General features: G+C 69.8%; 19 protein-coding genes. 15 read left to right on the forward strand and 4 right to left on the reverse strand.

Annotation, left to right across the window (positions count from 1 at the left end; translation table 11 throughout):
• Positions 1-283: 283 nt before the first annotated feature.
• On the reverse strand, positions 284-1,189 hold the full coding sequence (locus tag ACZOOI_RS16410; RefSeq protein WP_465276571.1) for an HAD family hydrolase: 906 nt from the start codon (positions 1,187-1,189) through the stop codon (positions 284-286).
• 163 nt (positions 1,190-1,352) lie between these two features.
• Between ACZOOI_RS16410 and ACZOOI_RS16415 the strand changes: the two genes are divergently transcribed.
• The 7 genes from ACZOOI_RS16415 to ACZOOI_RS16445 all read left to right on the forward strand — a co-directional run bounded on the left by ACZOOI_RS16415 (position 1,353) and on the right by ACZOOI_RS16445 (position 8,552).
• Positions 1,353-1,622, forward strand: coding sequence for a glutaredoxin family protein (locus ACZOOI_RS16415; protein WP_465276572.1), 270 nt, complete (start codon positions 1,353-1,355; stop codon positions 1,620-1,622).
• Positions 1,623-1,899: 277 nt separating this feature from the next.
• Positions 1,900-2,643 carry a redox-sensing transcriptional repressor Rex gene (locus tag ACZOOI_RS16420; protein ID WP_355534206.1) on the forward strand — a complete coding sequence of 248 codons (744 nt, stop codon included), beginning with the start codon at positions 1,900-1,902 and terminating at the stop codon, positions 2,641-2,643.
• 58 nt (positions 2,644-2,701) lie between these two features.
• Complete coding sequence (locus ACZOOI_RS16425) at positions 2,702-4,030, forward strand: glutamyl-tRNA reductase (RefSeq protein WP_465276573.1); 1,329 nt, start codon at positions 2,702-2,704, stop codon at positions 4,028-4,030.
• The gene (gene hemC / locus ACZOOI_RS16430; RefSeq protein ID WP_465276574.1) at positions 4,027-4,959 is read left to right on the forward strand and encodes a hydroxymethylbilane synthase; all 933 of its coding nucleotides are present in this window, start codon (positions 4,027-4,029) and stop codon (positions 4,957-4,959) included. The genes ACZOOI_RS16425 and hemC overlap by 4 nt, the downstream gene beginning before the upstream one ends.
• Positions 4,956-6,563: a bifunctional uroporphyrinogen-III C-methyltransferase/uroporphyrinogen-III synthase gene (locus ACZOOI_RS16435; protein ID WP_465276575.1), complete on the forward strand. Its 1,608-nt coding sequence runs from the start codon at positions 4,956-4,958 to the stop codon at positions 6,561-6,563. The genes hemC and ACZOOI_RS16435 overlap by 4 nt, the downstream gene beginning before the upstream one ends.
• Before the next feature lie 247 nt (positions 6,564-6,810).
• A complete protein-coding gene (gene hemB, locus ACZOOI_RS16440) occupies positions 6,811-7,809 on the forward strand; it encodes a porphobilinogen synthase (RefSeq protein ID WP_391586485.1) in 999 nt (332 codons plus the stop codon).
• Positions 7,810-7,934: 125 nt separating this feature from the next.
• Positions 7,935-8,552 carry a Uma2 family endonuclease gene (locus tag ACZOOI_RS16445; protein ID WP_465276576.1) on the forward strand — a complete coding sequence of 206 codons (618 nt, stop codon included), beginning with the start codon at positions 7,935-7,937 and terminating at the stop codon, positions 8,550-8,552.
• 7 nt (positions 8,553-8,559) lie between these two features.
• On the opposite strand, the gene ACZOOI_RS16450 is transcribed toward ACZOOI_RS16445, so the two are convergent.
• Positions 8,560-9,060: a MarR family transcriptional regulator gene (locus ACZOOI_RS16450; protein ID WP_465276577.1), complete on the reverse strand. Its 501-nt coding sequence runs from the start codon at positions 9,058-9,060 to the stop codon at positions 8,560-8,562.
• Positions 9,061-9,261: 201 nt separating this feature from the next.
• Between ACZOOI_RS16450 and ACZOOI_RS16455 the strand changes: the two genes are divergently transcribed.
• The 5 genes from ACZOOI_RS16455 to ACZOOI_RS16475 all read left to right on the forward strand — a co-directional run bounded on the left by ACZOOI_RS16455 (position 9,262) and on the right by ACZOOI_RS16475 (position 11,792).
• Positions 9,262-10,107: an alpha/beta fold hydrolase gene (locus ACZOOI_RS16455; RefSeq protein ID WP_465276578.1), complete on the forward strand. Its 846-nt coding sequence runs from the start codon at positions 9,262-9,264 to the stop codon at positions 10,105-10,107.
• A 44-nt stretch (positions 10,108-10,151) separates the two neighbouring features.
• Complete coding sequence (locus ACZOOI_RS16460) at positions 10,152-10,358, forward strand: type II toxin-antitoxin system VapB family antitoxin (protein ID WP_465276579.1); 207 nt, start codon at positions 10,152-10,154, stop codon at positions 10,356-10,358.
• A gap of 34 nt (positions 10,359-10,392) precedes the next feature.
• Positions 10,393-10,602 carry a PIN domain-containing protein gene (locus ACZOOI_RS16465; protein WP_465276580.1) on the forward strand — a complete coding sequence of 70 codons (210 nt, stop codon included), beginning with the start codon at positions 10,393-10,395 and terminating at the stop codon, positions 10,600-10,602.
• A 160-nt stretch (positions 10,603-10,762) separates the two neighbouring features.
• On the forward strand, positions 10,763-11,194 hold the full coding sequence (locus tag ACZOOI_RS16470) for a DUF4260 family protein (protein WP_465276581.1): 432 nt from the start codon (positions 10,763-10,765) through the stop codon (positions 11,192-11,194).
• Positions 11,187-11,792 carry a TetR/AcrR family transcriptional regulator gene (locus tag ACZOOI_RS16475; RefSeq protein ID WP_465276582.1) on the forward strand — a complete coding sequence of 202 codons (606 nt, stop codon included), beginning with the start codon at positions 11,187-11,189 and terminating at the stop codon, positions 11,790-11,792. Before ACZOOI_RS16470 ends, ACZOOI_RS16475 begins: the two co-directional genes overlap by 8 nt.
• A gap of 209 nt (positions 11,793-12,001) precedes the next feature.
• Here the strand turns inward: ACZOOI_RS16475 and ACZOOI_RS16480 are convergent, their stop codons facing one another.
• A complete protein-coding gene (locus ACZOOI_RS16480) occupies positions 12,002-12,394 on the reverse strand; it encodes a Rieske (2Fe-2S) protein (RefSeq protein WP_465276583.1) in 393 nt (130 codons plus the stop codon).
• Between the two features lie 220 nt (positions 12,395-12,614).
• Here ACZOOI_RS16480 and ACZOOI_RS16485 point away from each other — a divergent pair, with 220 nt between their 5' ends.
• Positions 12,615-14,177, forward strand: coding sequence for a class I adenylate-forming enzyme family protein (locus tag ACZOOI_RS16485; RefSeq protein WP_465276584.1), 1,563 nt, complete (start codon positions 12,615-12,617; stop codon positions 14,175-14,177).
• A 237-nt stretch (positions 14,178-14,414) separates the two neighbouring features.
• Here the strand turns inward: ACZOOI_RS16485 and ACZOOI_RS16490 are convergent, their stop codons facing one another.
• Entirely contained in the window at positions 14,415-15,029 is a 615-nt protein-coding gene (locus ACZOOI_RS16490) for an isochorismatase family protein (protein ID WP_465276585.1), read from the reverse strand.
• A 99-nt stretch (positions 15,030-15,128) separates the two neighbouring features.
• Here ACZOOI_RS16490 and ACZOOI_RS16495 point away from each other — a divergent pair, with 99 nt between their 5' ends.
• Together ACZOOI_RS16495 and ACZOOI_RS16500 are read left to right on the forward strand one after the other, a co-directional pair.
• On the forward strand, positions 15,129-16,394 hold the full coding sequence (locus tag ACZOOI_RS16495; RefSeq protein ID WP_465276586.1) for an amidohydrolase family protein: 1,266 nt from the start codon (positions 15,129-15,131) through the stop codon (positions 16,392-16,394).
• A 260-nt stretch (positions 16,395-16,654) separates the two neighbouring features.
• Positions 16,655-17,563, forward strand: coding sequence for an SDR family oxidoreductase (locus ACZOOI_RS16500; protein WP_465276587.1), 909 nt, complete (start codon positions 16,655-16,657; stop codon positions 17,561-17,563).
• Positions 17,564-17,838: the final 275 nt, after the last annotated feature.

Below are 17,838 nucleotides of genomic sequence, written 5' to 3' on the forward strand. Positions count from 1 at the left end.
TACGTTCGGTGCGGAATCGATCACCCATAGTAGGGAACTTGGATACCGCTGTGCGCCGATCGAGAGTAACGCTTAGTAAAGGAAGGGATACCAAGTGTGCCCATCGGCGTTGTGAAGCTACCGGGATGGACCGCTGTTGTGTGCTCTTTGCGTGTTTGCCGGGTTGTCCCGGGTCAGGTGTGCTATATGCGGACAACTTGCCGTCGTCCGGGCGCCCCGGGCAGCCCGAAACGACCCCCTCGTCGCAGGTCGCAGGGGGTGTGCGGGGATTTTGCCGGTCCGCTCAGATCCGGCCGGGCACCCGGCGGCGCACCGCGGTGCCGGCCACCAGCGCACCCGCGACCGCACCCACCCCGGCGGCGGCCGGCAGACCGATCCGGGCGGCCTTGCGACCGGTGCGGTAGTCCTTCACGCGCCACCCGTACGCCCGGGCGTGGCGGCGCAGCCGGGCGTCCGGATTGACCGCGCACGGATCGCCCACCAGGGTCAACATCGGGATGTCGTTGGCCGAGTCGCTGTAGGCCGAACAGGCGGTCAGATCCAGGCCCTCACGCTCCGCGAGGGCGCGCACGGCCTCCGCCTTGGCCTCGCCGTGCAGCAGTTCGCCGACCAGGCGGCCGGTGTACACCCCGTCCCGGGTCTCCGAGACGGTGCCCAGTGCGCCGGTCAGGCCCAGTCGGCCGGCGATCGTGGTGGCGATCTCGATCGGTGCGGCGGTGACCAGCCACACCTGACGGCCCGCGTCGAGGTGCATCTGGGCCAATCCTCGGGTGCCCGGCCAGATCTTGTCCGACATGCACTCGTCGAAGATCTCCTCGCCGATCACCCGGATCTCCTCGACCGTGTGGCCCCGCGCGAACGACAGCGCGGCCTCCTGGGCGTCGCCCACGTGCCCCATGTGCTCGCCGCCGAGCCGGAACCGGGCCTGCTGCCAGCCGAACCGGGCGATGTCGCGGGCGCCGAAGAACCGGCGGGCGTACAGGCCGCGGGCCAGGTGGAAGATCGACGCGCCGCGCATCACGGTGTTGTCCAGGTCGAAGAACGCGGCGCCGATCCGCGGGGGCAGGCCGTCCTCGCCGGGGGCGCGTGGCGGGGCGCTCGCGTGGGCGGCCGCGGCCGCGGCCTCGCCCGCCCGCACGGCACGGTCGTTGGTGTTCTTGGTCGTCGATCGCCGGCGCAAGAGAACCATGTGGCCGAGCGTAGTCGGCGCGTATTGCAGGTGTGTGGCGGCTGTCTTGCGGTGCCGCGCCGTGTCGGTGAAGCGCGATGCGCTCGGCGCGGTGCCGCGGCCGGATCGACCCGGACCGGAAGCGGCCTTCTGGCCGGCGCCCCGACGGGTGACAATCGAGGACGTGAATCTCTTCCGCCGCCGCCCCGACGCCGCGACCCGCACCGTGACGCTGCTCAGCAAGCCCGGTTGTCACCTGTGTGACGACGCCCGTGTCGTCATCGAACGGGTGACCGGCGAACTGGGCGCGACCTGGACGGAGGTCGACATCACCCAGGACACCGAGCTCCAGCACAAATACTGGGAACAGATCCCGGTGACCCTGGTGGACGGGAAACAACACGATTTCTGGCGGGTGGACGAGCGGCGGCTGCGCCGAGCCCTGGGCGGCTGAACGGGTCGCGCTCCTCGGCCGCGGCCGAGCGCGGGGCGGGGGGCCGGCGGAGGGAATCTCGGCGACACGTACGGTAAGGGGTCGTGCGCGGTCGGACATCACGACTACGCATGGACCACCCGAACGTCACCTCGTGTGACCGAGTTCACGCTCCGAATCGGAACCAAGGCGTGATGAGCATCACGACAGGCGCTCAAATCGGACACCTACTTTGTGCGTACGTTCACAAAAGCCTAACCTGGCAATCGAAATCCCAGGTCCCACCCACAGGAGCAGCGTGGCTACAGGGCGTACCGAGCGACCGGCGCAGCGGGGACGTGGCATCCCCGAGGCGACGGTGGCGCGGCTTCCGCTGTACCTCCGGGCGCTCAGCGCGCTGTCGGAGCGGGGTGTTCCCACGGTCTCGTCCGAGGAACTCGCCGCTGCCGCCGGGGTGAATTCGGCGAAGCTGCGCAAGGACCTGTCGTATCTCGGCTCCTACGGCACCCGTGGTGTCGGTTACGACGTCGAGTATCTCGTGTACCAAATCTCGCGTGAACTCGGGCTCACCCAAGACTGGCCGGTCGCCATCATCGGCATAGGAAATCTGGGTCACGCCCTGGCCAACTACGGCGGGTTCGCCTCGCGCGGGTTCCGCGTCGCGGCGCTCCTGGACGCCGATCGGGCGGTCACCGGTCAGCGGATCGCGGGCATGGCGGTGCGGCACATGGACGACCTCGAGCAGATCGTGCGCGAGGACCACGTGTCGATCGGCGTGATCACCACGCCCGCGCCGGCCGCGCAGGAGGTGTGCGACCGGCTGGTCGCCGCCGGGATCACCAGCATCCTGAACTTCGCGCCGACCGTGCTCTCGGTTCCCGAGGGCGTGGACGTGCGCAAGGTGGATCTGTCCATCGAACTGCAGATCCTGGCCTTCCACGAACAGCGCAAATCCGGTCTCGATCCCGTCGCGGGACCGGTTCCGGCGCGACCCTCGAAGCCGGGGGAACGCGGCGACCTTCCCGAGGTGATGCCCGCGTGACCGGCTGTCGCGTGGGTGTCGCGCCTGCGAACACGGCGAACAACGGTAGGAAGACACCATGAGTGTCCTGGCGGTCGGTCTGAGTCACCGCACGGCCGAGGTCGCTCTCCTGGAGCGGGTCTCGATCACCGGGACGGCCCAGGAGGCGCTGCTGCACGACCTGATCGCGGCCGAACCGGTGGGCGAGGCCGTGCTGCTGTCGACCTGCAACCGGGTCGAGGTCTACGCGGACGTGGACCGCTTCCACGGCGGGGTCACCGAGCTGGGCAACCTGCTGTCGCGGCACACCGGCGTGCCGGTGTCCGAGCTGACCCCGTGCCTGTACGTGCACTACGAGGACCGCGCCGTCCAGCACCTGTTCTCGGTCGCCTGCGGACTCGACTCGATGGTCGTCGGCGAAGGACAGATCCTCGGCCAGATAAAGGCCGCGCTGGCGCTCGCGCAGACCCACGGCACCGCCGGTCGGGTGCTCAACGAACTCACCCAGCAGGCGCTGCGGGTGGGCAAGCGGGCGCACACCGAGACCGGCATCGACCAGGCCGGCCGCTCGCTGATGACGGTGGGGCTGGCCCAGGCGGAGCAGTCGATGGGCCCGGTCGAGGGGTGCCGGGCGCTCGTGGTGGGCGCGGGTTCGATGAGCGCGCTGGCCGCCAAGACGCTGCACCGCGAGGGCGTCGGGCACATCGTGGTGGCGAACCGCACCTACGAGCGGGCCGAACACCTGGCCGAGTCGGTGGCCGGTCGGGCCGTGCCGATGTCCGCCCTGCCGGACGCGCTGGCCTCGGTCGACCTGGTGGTCTCCTGCACGGGTGCGGCCGGTCTGGTGATCGGCCGGGACGAGATCGAGGCGGTGCTCGCGGCTCGCCGCGAGCGCGGGGTCGAACAGCCGCTCGTGCTGATCGACCTGGCGCTGCCGCGCGACATCGACCCGCGCGTGCGCGACCTCGACGGCGTCGTGCTGATCGACCTGGAACGGCTCGCCGAGGTCTCCGCCGGTTCGGCCGGCGAGGCCGACGTGGACCTGGTGCGCAAGATCGTCTGCGAGGAGGTCGCGGCGTTCGCGACCGCCCAGCAGGCCCAGCAGGTCGCGCCGACCGTGGTGGCGCTGCGCAGCATGGGTTCGGACGTGGTCCGGGCCGAGCTGGACCGGCTCAGCGGTCGGGTTCCGGAGATGGACGACCGGGTGCGCGCCGAGGTCGAGCAGACCGTCCGGCGCGTGGTGGACAAGCTGCTGCACGCGCCGACGGTGCGGGTCAAGCAGTTGGCCGGCGAGCCCGGCGGCTCGTCGTACGCCGACGCGCTGCGGATGTTGTTCGATCTCGACCCCGGCACCCCCGAGGTGGTCCGCCGGGCGGACGCCCCCGACGCAGTGGAAGGTGTGGCGTGACCGAAGCACCGTTGCGACTGGGCACCCGGCGCAGCAAGCTGGCGATGGCCCAGTCGGGGCACGTCGCCGAGGCCGTCACACAGCTGACCGGCCGGGCCGTCGAACTCGTGGAGATCACCACGCAGGGCGACACCTCGCGCGAGCAGCTCACGCAGATCGGCGGCACCGGCGTCTTCGTCAACGCCCTGCGCGACGCGCTGCTGGCCGGCGAGGTCGACTTCGTCGTGCATTCGCTCAAGGACCTGCCGACCGGCGAGCCCGAGGGGATCACCCTGGTGGCGATCCCGCCGCGGCACGATCCGCGCGACGCGCTGGTGGCCCGGGACGGGCTCGCGCTCGCCGAGTTGCCGGCCGGATCCCGGATCGGGACCGGCTCGCCGCGCCGCGCCGCGCAGTTGTTGCTGCTCGGGCTCGGCCACGAGATCGTGCCGATCCGCGGCAACGTCGACACCCGGATCGGCTTCGTGACGTCCGGCGAACTCGACGCCGTCGTCCTGGCCAAGGCCGGCCTCGGCCGCCTGGGCCGTGCGGAGGAGGTCACCGAGACCTTCGATCCGCTCCACATGTTGCCTGCCCCCGGTCAAGGGGCATTGGCCGTCGAGTGTGCGGCACACGATGCCGCCCTCGTCGAACTGCTCACCGGTTTGGACGACTCGGACACCCGAGCCGCCGTACTGGCCGAGCGCACGCTGCTCGCCGTGTTGGAAGCCGGATGTTCGGCTCCGGTCGGCGCCCTCTGTGAGGTCGCCGAGGGCGAGCAGGTCACCGAGCTGTACCTGCGGGCCGTAGTCGCAAATGTCGACGGCACCGACAGCGTACGGTTGTCCGCCACCGGAACCCTCGACGAGGCGCAGAAGATCGGTCGCGAACTCGCGACCGAACTGCTCGCCCGAGGGGCCTCCGGTTTGATGGGGGAGCGCGTCCCTTGAGCCCCAGAGCGAAGAAGAAGCCCAGCGGCATCGTGACCTTTGTGGGTGCCGGTCCCGGCGATCCACGACTGCTCACACTGCGGGCCATCGAGGTGCTGGCCGAGGCCGATGTGGTGGTCGCCGACGAGGCGACGCTGCGCCAGGTCCTGTTCCACTGCAAGAGCGGCGTCGAGGTCCTCGACCCGGTGACCGGTGACGACGGGGAACTCCTGTCGGCCGTTGCCCGGGCCAAGGTCGTCGTGGCCGCCGCGCGATCGGGCAAGCAGGTCGTCCGGGCCGTGGCGGGTGACCCGTGCGTGGACCAGTCGGTCACGGACGAGGTCACGGCCGTGGCGAAGGCGAAGATCGTCTTCGAGGTCGTCCCGGGCGTCCCGGTCAGCACGGCCGTTCCCACGTACGCGGGCATCCCGCTGCACGCGGCCAAGGGCAGTGGTGGCGTGCGCGTCCTCGACATGGCCGAGGCCTCGATCGACTGGGCCACGGTCGGCTCCGTCGACGGCACGCTCGTGCTGCGCGGTGCGCTCGACTCGATCGCCGAGATCGCCCAGGAACTGGTCGCCGGGGGTCGCAAGCCGGCCACGCCGGTCGCGGTCACCGTCAACGGCACCACCACCGAGCAGCGCACCCTGGTGAGCACGCTCGCCCAGGTGGCCTCCGACGTGCGGTCCGCGAAGATCACGCTGCCGGCCGTGGTGGTCGTCGGCGAGGTGGTCGCCCAGCGCGACACCCTGTCGTGGTTCGAGACCAAGCCGCTGTTCGGCTGGAAGGTGTTGGTTCCGCGCACCAAGGAGCAGGCGGTCACGCTCTCCGAGCAGCTGCGTTCGTACGGCGCGGTGCCGCACGAGGTGCCGACCATCGCGGTCGAGCCCCCGCGCACGCCGCAGCAGATGGAGCGGGCGATCAAGGGCCTGGTCACCGGCCGCTACGAGTGGATCGCGTTCACGTCGGTCAACGCCGTGCGTGCGGTGCGCGAGCGGTTCGAGGACTACGGCCTGGACGCGCGGGCCTTCGCGGGCATCAAGGTCGCGGCCGTCGGCGAGGCGACCGCGCGGGCACTGGTCGAGTTCGGCGTCAAGCCGGACCTGGTGCCGTCGGGCGAGCAGTCCGCCGCCGGGTTGCTGGAGGACTGGCCGCCCTACGACCCGGTCTTCGACCCGATCGACCGGGTGTTCCTGCCGCGCGCGGACATCGCCACCGAGACGCTGGTGGCCGGGCTGGTCGAGCTGGGCTGGGAGGTGGACGACGTCACCGCGTACCGCACGGTGCGCGCGGCGCCGCCGCCGGCGGACACCCGCGAGGCGATCAAGGGCGGCGGCTTCGACGCGGTCCTGTTCACGTCGTCCTCGACGGTGCGCAACCTGGTCGGCATCGCGGGCAAGCCGCACGCGGTGACGGTGATCGCGTGTATCGGCTCGGCGACCGCGAAGACCGCCGAGGAACACGGTCTACGCGTGGACGTGATGGCTCCCGAGCCGTCGGTGTCGGCGCTGGCCGAGGCGCTCGCGGAGTTCGGTACGGCGCGGCGCGCGGCTATGGTCGAGGCAGGTGACCCGGTCACCCGCCCGAGCGAGCGGCGGCCGGGGTCGCGAAGGAAGGCCAAGTAGGTCTCAGGTGTTGCCGGGTTCCGGGAGTTTCCGGGCTCGGGATGTCTTCGGGCTCGGGAGTTTCCGGGCTCGGGATGTCTTCGGGCCCCGGGAGTTGTCGAGGCTCGGGATGGCTCCGGGCCCCGGGAAGTAGTCGAGGCTCGGGATGGCTCCGGGCCCCGGGAAGTAGTCGAGGCTCGGGATGGCTCCGGGTCTCGGTTGTTCCGGGACGCGGGATGTTTCCGGCGAGAAGGGCCGTGGAGTTCCGATGTCGTACCAGGCTGACGCATCGTCAGGGTTTCCCGCGCACCGCCCCCGGCGGTTGCGCACGTCCCCGGCGGTGCGCCGCCTGGTCGCGGAGACCCGACTGCATCCCGCCGACCTGATCCTGCCGCTGTTCGTGCGCGAGGGCGCGCGTGAGCCGGTGCCGATCTCCTCGATGCCGGGCGTCGTCCAGCACACCCGCGACTCGCTGCGCAAGGCCGCGCACGACGCGGTCGCGGCGGGGGTCGGCGGGCTGATGCTGTTCGGCATCCCGACGGTCAAGGACGCACTCGGCTCGGCGGGCTTCGACCCCGAGGGTGTGCTCCAGGTCGCCATCCGCGACGTGGTGGCCGAGGTGGGCGCCGACGCGGTGGTGATGTCCGACCTGTGCCTGGACGAGTTCACCGACCACGGGCACTGCGGCGTGCTGGCCGCGGACGGCTCGGTCGACAACGACGCGACGTTGGACGCGTATGCGCGGATGGCCGTCGTACAGGCCGACGCGGGCGTGCACATGGTCGGGCCCAGCGGCATGATGGACGGTCAGGTCGGGGTGATCCGGAGGGCGTTGGACGACGCGGGGTACCTGGACGTGTCGATCCTGGCGTACAGCGCGAAGTACGCGTCGGGCTTCTTCGGTCCGTTCCGCGAGGCGGTCGAATCCTCGCTCCAGGGCGACCGGATGACCTATCAGCAGGACCCGGCCAACGCCGAGGAGTCCGTGCGTGAGGTCCTGTTGGACGTGGCCGAGGGCGCGGACCTGGTGATGGTCAAGCCCGCGATGTCGTACCTGGACATCGTCCGGCGGATCGCCGACGAGGTGCACGTGCCGGTGGCGGCCTACCAGGTCAGCGGCGAGTACGCGATGGTCGAGGCGGCGGCGGCGAACGGCTGGATCGACCGGGACCGGGTGATGCTGGAGACGCTCACCTCGATCAAGCGCGCGGGGGCGTCGTCGATTCTGACGTACTGGGCGACCGAGGTGGCGCGGAAGTTGCGGTAGTGGATCACTCGTTCGGGTGGTGGCCGGCAAAGTCGGAGCTCGTCGACCGAGGCGCCGCATACCGTCGTCGGGAACCTGTCCGTTACCGGCGACCGTGACCCACACTGGGGTGGGGGGGTTTCCCGATGACGATTGCGACGCATGAGCCGATGGTGACTACTTCACCGCCCGGCGATCTCGATGAGTATCTGTGGCAGACCTGGAAGGCGATGACTCCGCCCGACGGGTTCCGTGCCGAGATCATCGAAGGAGCCATCGAGGTGTCTCCCACGGGCTCCCGTCGACACGCTGTGGTCGCGAACCGACTACGACGAGCCTTGGATCGATACCTTGAAGCCGACGAGATGTCGGCCTTCCAAGACGGGAACGTCGTGGACGGTCGCAAGGTCTACATCCCGGACGTCTTCGTTGCTCCCGACGATCCGGACGAGGCGCCCGACGCGGACGGTCTGGGCGTGGATATTGCCGGTGTGGTGCTGGTTGCCGAAGTCGTTTCGCCGGGAAGTGAGGCCGGTGACCGTGATCGTCGACGCAAGCGCCGCGCATACGCGAGTGCCGGAATCGCGGTGTACGTCATCGTTGACGACTTCGACGGCTCGGGGACGGTGACCGTGCTCGCGGATCCCGAGCCCGACAGGGGCGACTACACGTCCGAGATGCGGGTTGCACAGGGAACGCCCGTTTCCATTCACGTGGGGCCGCTCAAGGGTTTCACGATCGAACCGGAGATCACTGCTCGCTGATCGGGCGTCAGGACCCTGGCCGGACTACGACTGTGGGCGGTAGGTATCGGGCGAGCAAAGCCAGCGCTTCGGTGACTTGGGTGACCACTTGCTCGTCGGTTGTGGCCAGCGCGCGTGCCAATGCTTCCTCGATACCCGCGGCTCGGGCCTCGGTGACCCTGGGGGACGGGGTGTCGGCCGCGCGGACCAGGAGGCGGCGGCGGTCGGTGGGGTCCTGGGCGGTTTCGACCGAGCCGGCCTCCTTGAGGCGGGCGACGGCGGTGGAGACCTGACTCTGCGGCAGGCCGGTACGGCGGGCGATCTCGCCGATGGCGCTGTCGGGGTGGGCGACGATGTCGCTCAGGGTGATCAGCACGGAGCGCACGCCCCCGGGGTGGCGGTCGGTGCCGTCTGCGCGGGCCTGGGGGGTGGGGAGCGCGTCCTCGCCGATCTTCATGAGGGTGCGGCCGAGGAGGAAGAGCTCGACGGGGGTCATGGGGGTGGTCGCGGGCGGCGTGGGTGAGGTCATGCCTGATGATACATCGAGATAGATACATCGCTATTGATGTATCGAATTCGATGGATTATGGTGGTCGTCGGCCCGACCCGGGTCCGCGCCGCACCGGCTTGGCAGGCTCGGGGTGATTCGGGGCGACTCGAAGAGTCGGCATGGCTCGAACGCGTCGGAATGGCTCGGAACGACTCCGCACGACCTCTCGGGGGAAATCTCATGGCCGCGAAACTCACTGTCGGTGCCACGCTGTCCGTGCCGGGCGCCGAGTTGTACTACGAAGTGCGCGGCTCCGGGCCGCTGTTGCTGATCGGGGAGAGCGGCGAGGGCGATGCCGGGCGCAGCGTGGACATGGTCGATCGGTTGGTCGCGGACTACACCGTGGTGACGTACGACCGGCGCGGGCTCTCCCGCAGCACGTTGGTCGATCCGGCAGCGCCGGTGACCGTCGAGGACCACGCCGACGACGCGGCACGGCTGCTGGCCGAACTCACCGATCGGCCCGCGATGATGCTGGGGCTGAGCATGGGCGCGTTGATCGGGCTGCGCGTGGCCGCGACCCACTCGGACGCGCTGCATACGTTGATCGCGCACGAACCGGTCGCGCCCTGGCTGCTCTCCGCTTCCGAACGCGACGCGCACCGCGGCGAGTTGACGGCGATTCGGGAGATTCACGAGCGGGACGGGTTGGGCGCCGCGTTTCCCGCGATCACGGCTCACCTGGGCATCGAGCCGGGGATCGAGGAGCGCGAGCCGGACCTGACCCCGCAGCCGATGAACGAGCGGCGGATGGCCAACTTCGACTTCTTCATCGGCCGGGAGTTCCCCGCGGTGGTCGACGACACACTGCCGCTCACGGCGCTGCGCTCCACGACGACCCGCATCGTCCCCGGCCGAGGTGCCACCACGTTGCATCGCGTGTTCACCCGCCGCTGCGCCGTGGCGCTGGAGGCGCTCGTAGGGGTCGACGCGGCGGAATTCCCCGGCGGCCACAACGGCAACCTGACCCACCCGCGCGCGTTCGCGAGGCGACTTCGCGAGGTGCTGGGTGGTGGGATCGGGTGACGGTTCGGGGAGGCGGGACGCCGCATGGGAGAGGCTTTGACTGCGTGACACGGACCGTAGTCGATATCGACGAGCGCCTGCTTCGGCTTGCTGCGGAGGAACTCGGTACGACGAGCAAGAAGGACACGGTCAACGAGGCGTTGCGGCAGATGGGAGCCAAGGCCGCGCGGCGACGTCTCAAGGAGATGTCGCAGGCAGGCGCCTTCGCGGAGATGCTGGATCCCGAGTTCGAGAAGCGAGTATGGGATTGAACTTCCTGGCCGACAAGAGTGCCTTCGTTCGGCGTTGCCCGCGGTCGAGCACGAATGGGATCGACTGACGGACGCGGGTCGGATCTGGCTGTGCTCGCCGACGAAGACGGAAATCCTCTATTCGGCCCGCTCATGGGAGAACTACGAGGCGCTGGAAGCGACCCTTTGCGGTCGAGCCGATGTTGACGACCGGGTGTTCGGTGGTGCCGGATCGGCCGTGCTGGGCAGGATGTGGCGGGTCTGAGCGGGAGTCGGTGCCGGGTGGGCGCTTCGACGGGCGGTGGGCGGTGGGCGGTGTCCGTGGGTTCGGGTGCGTTGTCGGGCTTGACGGCTAACGGTGTTAGCCGAATGATGGAGCTCGAAGCGGCTAACATTGTTAGCCACAGGCGGGCGGAGGCGGCGGCATGAGCACCATCGAGTACACGGGAATCGGCGGCTCGGCCGTGGTTCGGTCGATGCGACGCGGGGCGTGGATCGTACTGACGTTGTTCCTGGCGGCTTTCGCGGTGTTCGAGAGCGTCAAGTACGGATTCGCGACCTCGGCGGCGGCGTTGCTCTTCTTCGTGCTGCCCGACCTGACCATGTTCATCGGGGCCAAGGACGCGGCGCGGGACGGTACGCACGAGCCGGGTCGGCTTCAGCCGCGGGCGGTGCCGTTCTACAACGCACTGCACCGGGCCTGGGTCCCGCTGATCCTCCTGGTCGGGTACACCGTCACGCCGATCGTGTGGCCGCCCCTGTTCACCGCCGGCCTCGGCTGGCTCACCCACATCGCGATGGACCGTGCCGCCGGGTACGGACTGCGCACTCCGGAAGGATTCCGCAAGCATGACTGACGTGTCGTCACCTCCGATCAGCGCCAGGGCCCGTGAAATCGTCGGTGCCGCGCGGGATCTGCTGGAGGCGGAGGGTCCGGAAGCGGTGTCGATGCGGAGGATCGCGGAGCGGATCGGCATCAAGGCGCCGTCGCTGTACAAGCACTTTCCGGACAAGTCCGCGGTGGAGAACGCGCTGATCGCGCAGGGGATGGCCGAACTGGCCGAGGCGCTGGAGGCGGTCGAGGCAGGCGTTGCGCCGAGCGCGAGGGTTGCGCCGGGCGTGGGCGGCGTGGCCGATGTGGTGCGGGGAGAGGGGGCGATTGTGGCCTTGGCGGGGGCGTATCGGGCCTACGCGCTGGCGCATCCGCATCTGTACCGGCTGATGAGTGGGCAGCCGTTGGATCGCGCGGCGCTGCCGGCGGGTCTGGAGGACCGGGCTGCGGGGCCGCTCGTGCGGGCTGTGGGTGGGGATACGGACGCTGCGCGGGCCGTCTGGGGGTTTGCGCACGGCATGGTCACGCTGGAGTTGGCCGGGCGGTTTCCGCCGGAGGCGGATCTGTCGGGGGCATGGGCCCAGGGCTGCGCGGCCTTTTCGGCGGAGCGGGCTTCGGGTTGAGCCGTCGATTGGCCGCACACGGCGCTGGCGGGCCGGCGTGCGTTCCGCGGACGTCTAGCGGGTGGGTCGGCTGGGGCGGCCTCGTGCGCCGGCCGGGCTACGTGGCCTCATACGCCGGGCCGGACCGAGTGGGCCTCGAATGCAGGTCGGGCCGATTCGGTCTCGTGCGTCACCAAGAGCCGATCGACGAGGGGCTCCGGTGGTGCGGCCTAGCCGGGGTCCGGGGTTTGCTGGGGGGTCGGGCAGGGGGTGCGGTGGGCCTTGCGGGTGGGGCGGGGGGTGGGGGAGCGGTAGAGGAGGCCGTCTTCGAGCCAGGCGGTGTAGGTGCGCAGCGGGCGGCAGTCGAGGGGGCCGAGGGAGCGGCCCGTGGCGATCTCGAAGGTGGCTGCGTGCGCCGGGCAGGTCAGGTGTTCGCCGGTCAGGGTGCCTCGGGAGAGGATGGCGCCGGCGTGTGGGCAGCGGTCCTCGAAGACGTGGACCGTGTCGCCGTGGCGCAGGATTGCGAGCGGCGGGCTGTTGCCGATCCGCTTCGGGACGTCCTCGGGGAAGCTCGCGAGCGGGCCCAGGCACACCGGTGGGCGCTCCCGGCGAAATGGCGACATGTGGCCCCCGGGGTTGGTGGTACCGACCCAGGTTAGGCAGTCCTGCCTTGCTTGGCCAGCGCCGTTCGAGGTCGCGAACGACCCGTTTGTGATGCGCGTGACCACGCGAAGTCTTTCTTCCCGCAAAGCTTCTGACGTACCGTCAGGTCAGCGCCTGGGCTCTGGCTTCGCCATGCCCCGGCGCCGCACCCCCGGCCCCGGCTTCCCGCGCGGAGGACACGTGTCTGACCCGATCTACGACGCCACCACTCTCTGGGAGCTGGTGGAGCGCCGCGCGGCGGCGACTCCCGATGTGCCCATGTTGCTCGACCCGGAGGACCGTACGGTCACCTTCGGTGAGTTCAAGGCGTGGGCGGAGCGCGTGGCCGCGGGCTATCACGCGCTCGGCGTCTCCGCCGGCACCCGTGTGACGTGGCAGTTGACCACGCGGATCGAGTCCATCGTGGTCTCGTTCGCGCTGGCCCGGCTCGGCGCGGTGCAGAATCCGATCATCCCGTTCTACCGGGAGAAGGAGGTCGGCTTCTGTCTGCGGCAGACCGATGCCGAGTTCTTCCTGTGCCCGCACAGCTGGAAGGGCTTCGAGTTCCTCGCGATGGGCGAGGCGCTCGCGAAGGACCTGGCGAAGCCGCCGCTGGTGCTCGTGGCGTACGACGAACTGCCCGAGGGCGACCCGGCGGACCTGCCGCCCGCGCCGACCGACGGCGACGAGGTGCGCTGGCTCTACTACACGTCCGGGACCACGTCCGACCCCAAGGGCGTCCAGCACAGCGACTCGACGCTGCTCGCGGGCGGCAAGGGCCTGGCCGTCGCGCTCGACATGTCGCAGACCGACGTCGGCTCGATCGCCTTCCCGTACGCGCACATCGCGGGCCCGGACTACATCGTCACGGTGCTCGCCTCCGGCTTCCCGGCCGTGATCGTGGAGAACTTCGACCCGGCGGGCGTGGTGCCCGTGTACAAGCGGCTCGGCGTGACCATGGTCGGCGGCTCGACCGCGTTCTATGTGGCGTTCCTGAACGAGCAGCGCAAGCAGCCGGGCGAGAAGATCATTCCGACCCTGCGGATCGTCTCCGGCGGCGGAGCGCCCAAGCCGCCCGAGTTGGTCGCCGAGGTGCGCGACGAGATGCAGGCGATCCTGTGCCACGGGTACGGGATGACCGAGGTCCCGATGATCGCCCAGGGCGGCCCGCACGATTCCGAGGACCAGCGCTCGTACACCGAGGGCAAGCCGGTCAGCGGCATCGAGGTGCGCATCGTCCGGGCCGACGGGACGGTCGCGGACGCCGGCGAGGAGGGTGAGGTCCGGCTGCGCGGGCCGATGGTGTTCAAGGGGTACACCGACCCGGCGCTCACCGCCGACGCGTTCGACGAGGACGGCTTCTTCCGTACGGGTGACCTGGGCCGGCTGCGGACCGACGGGCACCTCTCGCTCACCGGTCGGCTCAAGGACGTGATCATCCGAAAGGGTGAAAACATCTCGGCGCGCGAGATCGAGGACCTGCTCTTCGCCCACCCGAAGGTCGCCGACGCGGCGGTGATCGGCCTGATCGACCGCGAGCGCGGCGAGCGGGTCTGCGCCGTGGTCGAGCGGCAACCCGGTGAGGCCGACCTGGAATTCGCCGAGATGGTCGGGTATCTGCGCGAGTCCGGTCTGATGACGCAGAAGATTCCGGAGCAGTTGGAACTGGTCGACGCGCTGCCTCGGAACGAGACGCTGCGCAAGGTGCTGAAGTTCAAGCTGCGCGAGGAATACGACAAGAAGCCCTGGACGCCCGCTCGCTGACTGACGGTCGGTCGACGGAGCCCGTGGCGATTTCCGCTGCGCCGCCGGCCGGTCCGCGGGGTCACCTGTTTGCCGGTCCAACGGTCCGCCGGGTCGCCGATTCGGGGTTCGCGGGTTCTGGGTTCGCGGGTTCGCCGGTTCGCGGGATCGCGGGATCGCGGGAATTCGGCTGCGGCCGGAGCCCGGTCGAAGCTGCGTTGATGCCCCGTCAGCTATGCCGTGACGGGGCATCAGGTTTCAGCTCCAGGCGGCCAGTACGGCGTCCACCGTGGTGATTGTGGCGATCGCGTTGAAGGTGTTCGCGAGCACCGCCTCGGCGTATTCGGGCGGGAATCCGGCCACCGCCTCGCGGGGAACGACGAACTGGAATCCGGCGTTGACCGCGTCCATCGCGAAGTTGAGCATGCCGACGTTGAGGGAGACGCCGACGCCCACGACGGTGCGCACGCCCAGGTTCCGCAGGATGGCGGCCAGTCCGGTGTCGGCCATCGGGCCGAGCCCGTGATAGCGGGAAAGCACCAGGTCGGAGGGCTCGACGGTGATTCCGTCGGCCACCGCCGCGGCGGGTGAGTCCGGCTCCAGGAGGATCGGCGACTTGGCCGCGGCGCCGAACATCCGGGCGTTGGCGTTCGCGCCCAGACCGTCCGGCCGGCGCACCGCGAGGCAGTGCACGACCGGTAGTTGGGCCCGGCGGGCGGCCTTGGCGAGTCGGTCGACGGCCGGAATCAGCTCTCGGGTGTGCTCGGTCAGTGCGGGGAATACCGCCTGGGTGCCGATCACCCCGTTCTGGCATTCCTGGGTGACCAACGCGGTGTGTGCGGGGGCGATCAGTTCTTCGAGACGCAGGGCCATCCGTGATTCTCCTGACGTTGAGTCAGCTTGTGGTTCCCTCGGCCCAGAGATTACGCTAAATCTGACGGTCCATCAGATTTCAGTGAGCGGGAGGGGCCGATGAGCACCAACCAGCCCGGACAGGCTGCCACGCAGTCCGGAAACTCCTTCGGTGAACTGCCGAAGATCATCAGCGTCGATGACCATGTCATCGAGCCGGCACACCTGTTCGAGCGCTGGTTGCCGAAGAAGTACCACGAGCGTGGACCCAAGCCGGTGACCACCGGCATCGGCACGCTCGAGTACACCGGCGCGAGCTACAAGATCACCACCGACCCGGACGGTCCGCCCGCCGACTGGTGGTTCTACGAGGACCTGCGCTTCCCGTACAAGCGCAACATCGCCGCCGTCGGCTTCAGTCGCGACGAGATGACCCTCGAGGGCATCACACGCGGCGAGATGCGCCCCGGGCTGTACGACCCGGTGGAGCGGCTCAAGGACATGGACGTCAACCATGTCGAGGCCTCGCTGTGCTTCCCGACCTTCCCGCGGTTCTGCGGTCAGACCTTCTCGGAGGCCGCGGACAAGGAGGTCGCGCTCGCGTGCGTGCGCGCCTACAACGACTGGATGGTCGAGGAGTGGTGCGGCGACTCCGGGGGTCGGCTGATCCCGCTGATCATCATCCCGCTGTGGGACGTGCAGCTCGCGGTCGAGGAGATCAAGCGCAATCGCGCGCGGGGCGTCACCGCCGTGTGCTTCAGCGAGATTCCCGCGTTTCTGGGTCTGCCCAGCATCCACACCGGCTACTGGGACCCGTTCTTCGAGGTCTGTGCGGACCTCGGTGTGACGATCAACATGCACATCGGCTCGTCCTCGACGATGCCGGCCGCCTCGCCGGACGCCCCCGCGGCGGTCCAGGCGTCGCTCAGCTTCAACAACGCGATGGCCTCGATGGCCGACTTCATCTTCGCGGGCGTCCCGGCGAGGTTCCCGAAGATCAAGCTGGCCTACTCCGAGGGTCAGATGGGCTGGATCCCGTACGCCCTGGAGCGCATGGACGACGTCTGGCTGGAGCACCGCGCCTGGGCGGTCACCGGCGAGGTGCTGCCCGAGGCGCCGTCGTACTACTTCCGGCGGAACATGTTCGCCTGCTTCTTCCGGGACCGGCACGGGGTGAACTCGCTCGACGTGATCGGCGAGGACAACGTCACGTTCGAGACCGACTACCCGCACGTCGACTCCACGTGGCCGCACACCAAGAAGATCGCCGAGGAGCACCTCGCCGGACTGGGTGAGGAGACGGTCTACAAGATCATCCGGGGCAATGCGATCCGGATGCTCGACCTCGACTTCGACAAGGACCGGGTGGCCGCGGTCGCGGTCTGACCCGGCGGCCTCGTCGGATTCTCGGCGGCGGGGTCGCCGGGGTCGGCGGGGTCGGCGGGGTCGGCGGGTTCGTTGGCTCGTCGGGTTCGGCGTGGTCGGGGCCGGGGGTTTCGGGGTTCGGGTTGTGGGGCTCCGAGGTTGCGGGGCTTCGGTTCATTGGTTCAGCGGCAAGGGGCGGCTCGTCGGGTTCCCGGCGGGCCGCTTCCGAGGTATTCCGACTCGCGTCGGCACACGTCGTCAGCACACCGGAGGGGCCTGGAATGAGTGGGATCTGCGAGGGGCGCGTCGTCATCGTCACCGGTGCCGGCGGCGGCATCGGGCGCGAGCACGCGCTGGCGTTCGCGCGTGAGGGCGCGCACGTGGTGGTCAACGACATCGGCGCCTCGCGCCAGGGCGACGGGCGTTCGCTCGGGCCGGCCCAGCAGGTCGTGGCCGACATCGAGGCGCTGGGCGGCAAGGCCGTCGTCAACGCGGACGACGTGGCCGACTGGGCGGGCGCGGAGCGGCTGGTACAGACCGCCATCGACGCGTTCGGCCGGTTGGACGTGGTGGTCAACAACGCGGGCTTCCTGCGCGACCGGATGTTGGTCTCGCTCGGCGAGGACGAGTTCGACGCGGTGATCCGGGTGCACCTCAAGGGGCACTTCGCGGTGATGCGCCACGCCGGTGTGTACTGGCGCGCGCAGGCCAAGGCGGGCAACCCGATCGACGCGCGGCTGATCAACACCACGTCCGGCGCGGGGCTGATGGGCTCGGTCGGGCAGGGCAACTACGCCGCGGCCAAGGCCGGCATCACGTGCCTGACCCAGATCGCCGCGGTGGAGATGGGTCGGTACGGCGTGACCGCCAACGCGATCGCGCCCGCCGCGCGGACCCGGATGACCGAGGAGGCGATGCCCGACATGGTGCGCAAGCCCGAGGACGGCAGCTTCGACTTCTACGACCCGGCGAACATCTCGCCGCTGGTGGTCTGGCTCGGCTCGGCCGAGTCGCGCGACGTCACCGGGCGGGTGTTCGAGGTCGAGGGCGACAAGGTCTCGGTGGCGACGGGCTGGCAGCACGGTCCGGAGGCGCGCGCGGGTCGTCGCTGGGAGCCGGCCGAGCTCGGTCCGGTGGTGGCGAAGCTGCTGGACGAGGCGCCTGCGCCGACGCCGGTGTACGGGGCCTGAGTTCGGTCTTCGTTCTTCGGGCGGAGCACTTCGGCCTGGTGCCTGGTGCTGGGTGCTGGGTGCTGGGTGCTGGGTGTTTGGTGCCTCGTGCTTCGTGCTCTGGGCTCGGTCCTTTGGGCGCGGGGCGCTGGGCGCTGGGCTCCGTGCTTGGCCCTTCGTGCTTCGTCCTTCGGGTTGCGTGATTTGCGCTTGTTCTTCGGGCTTCGGCTCGGTGGGTTGCCACGGGTCGTCCGGTCCGGGGGCCTTCCGGTCGGTAGGCCGTTCGGTTGCCCGAG

It is taken from the genome of Embleya sp. L77 (assembly GCF_055557415.1).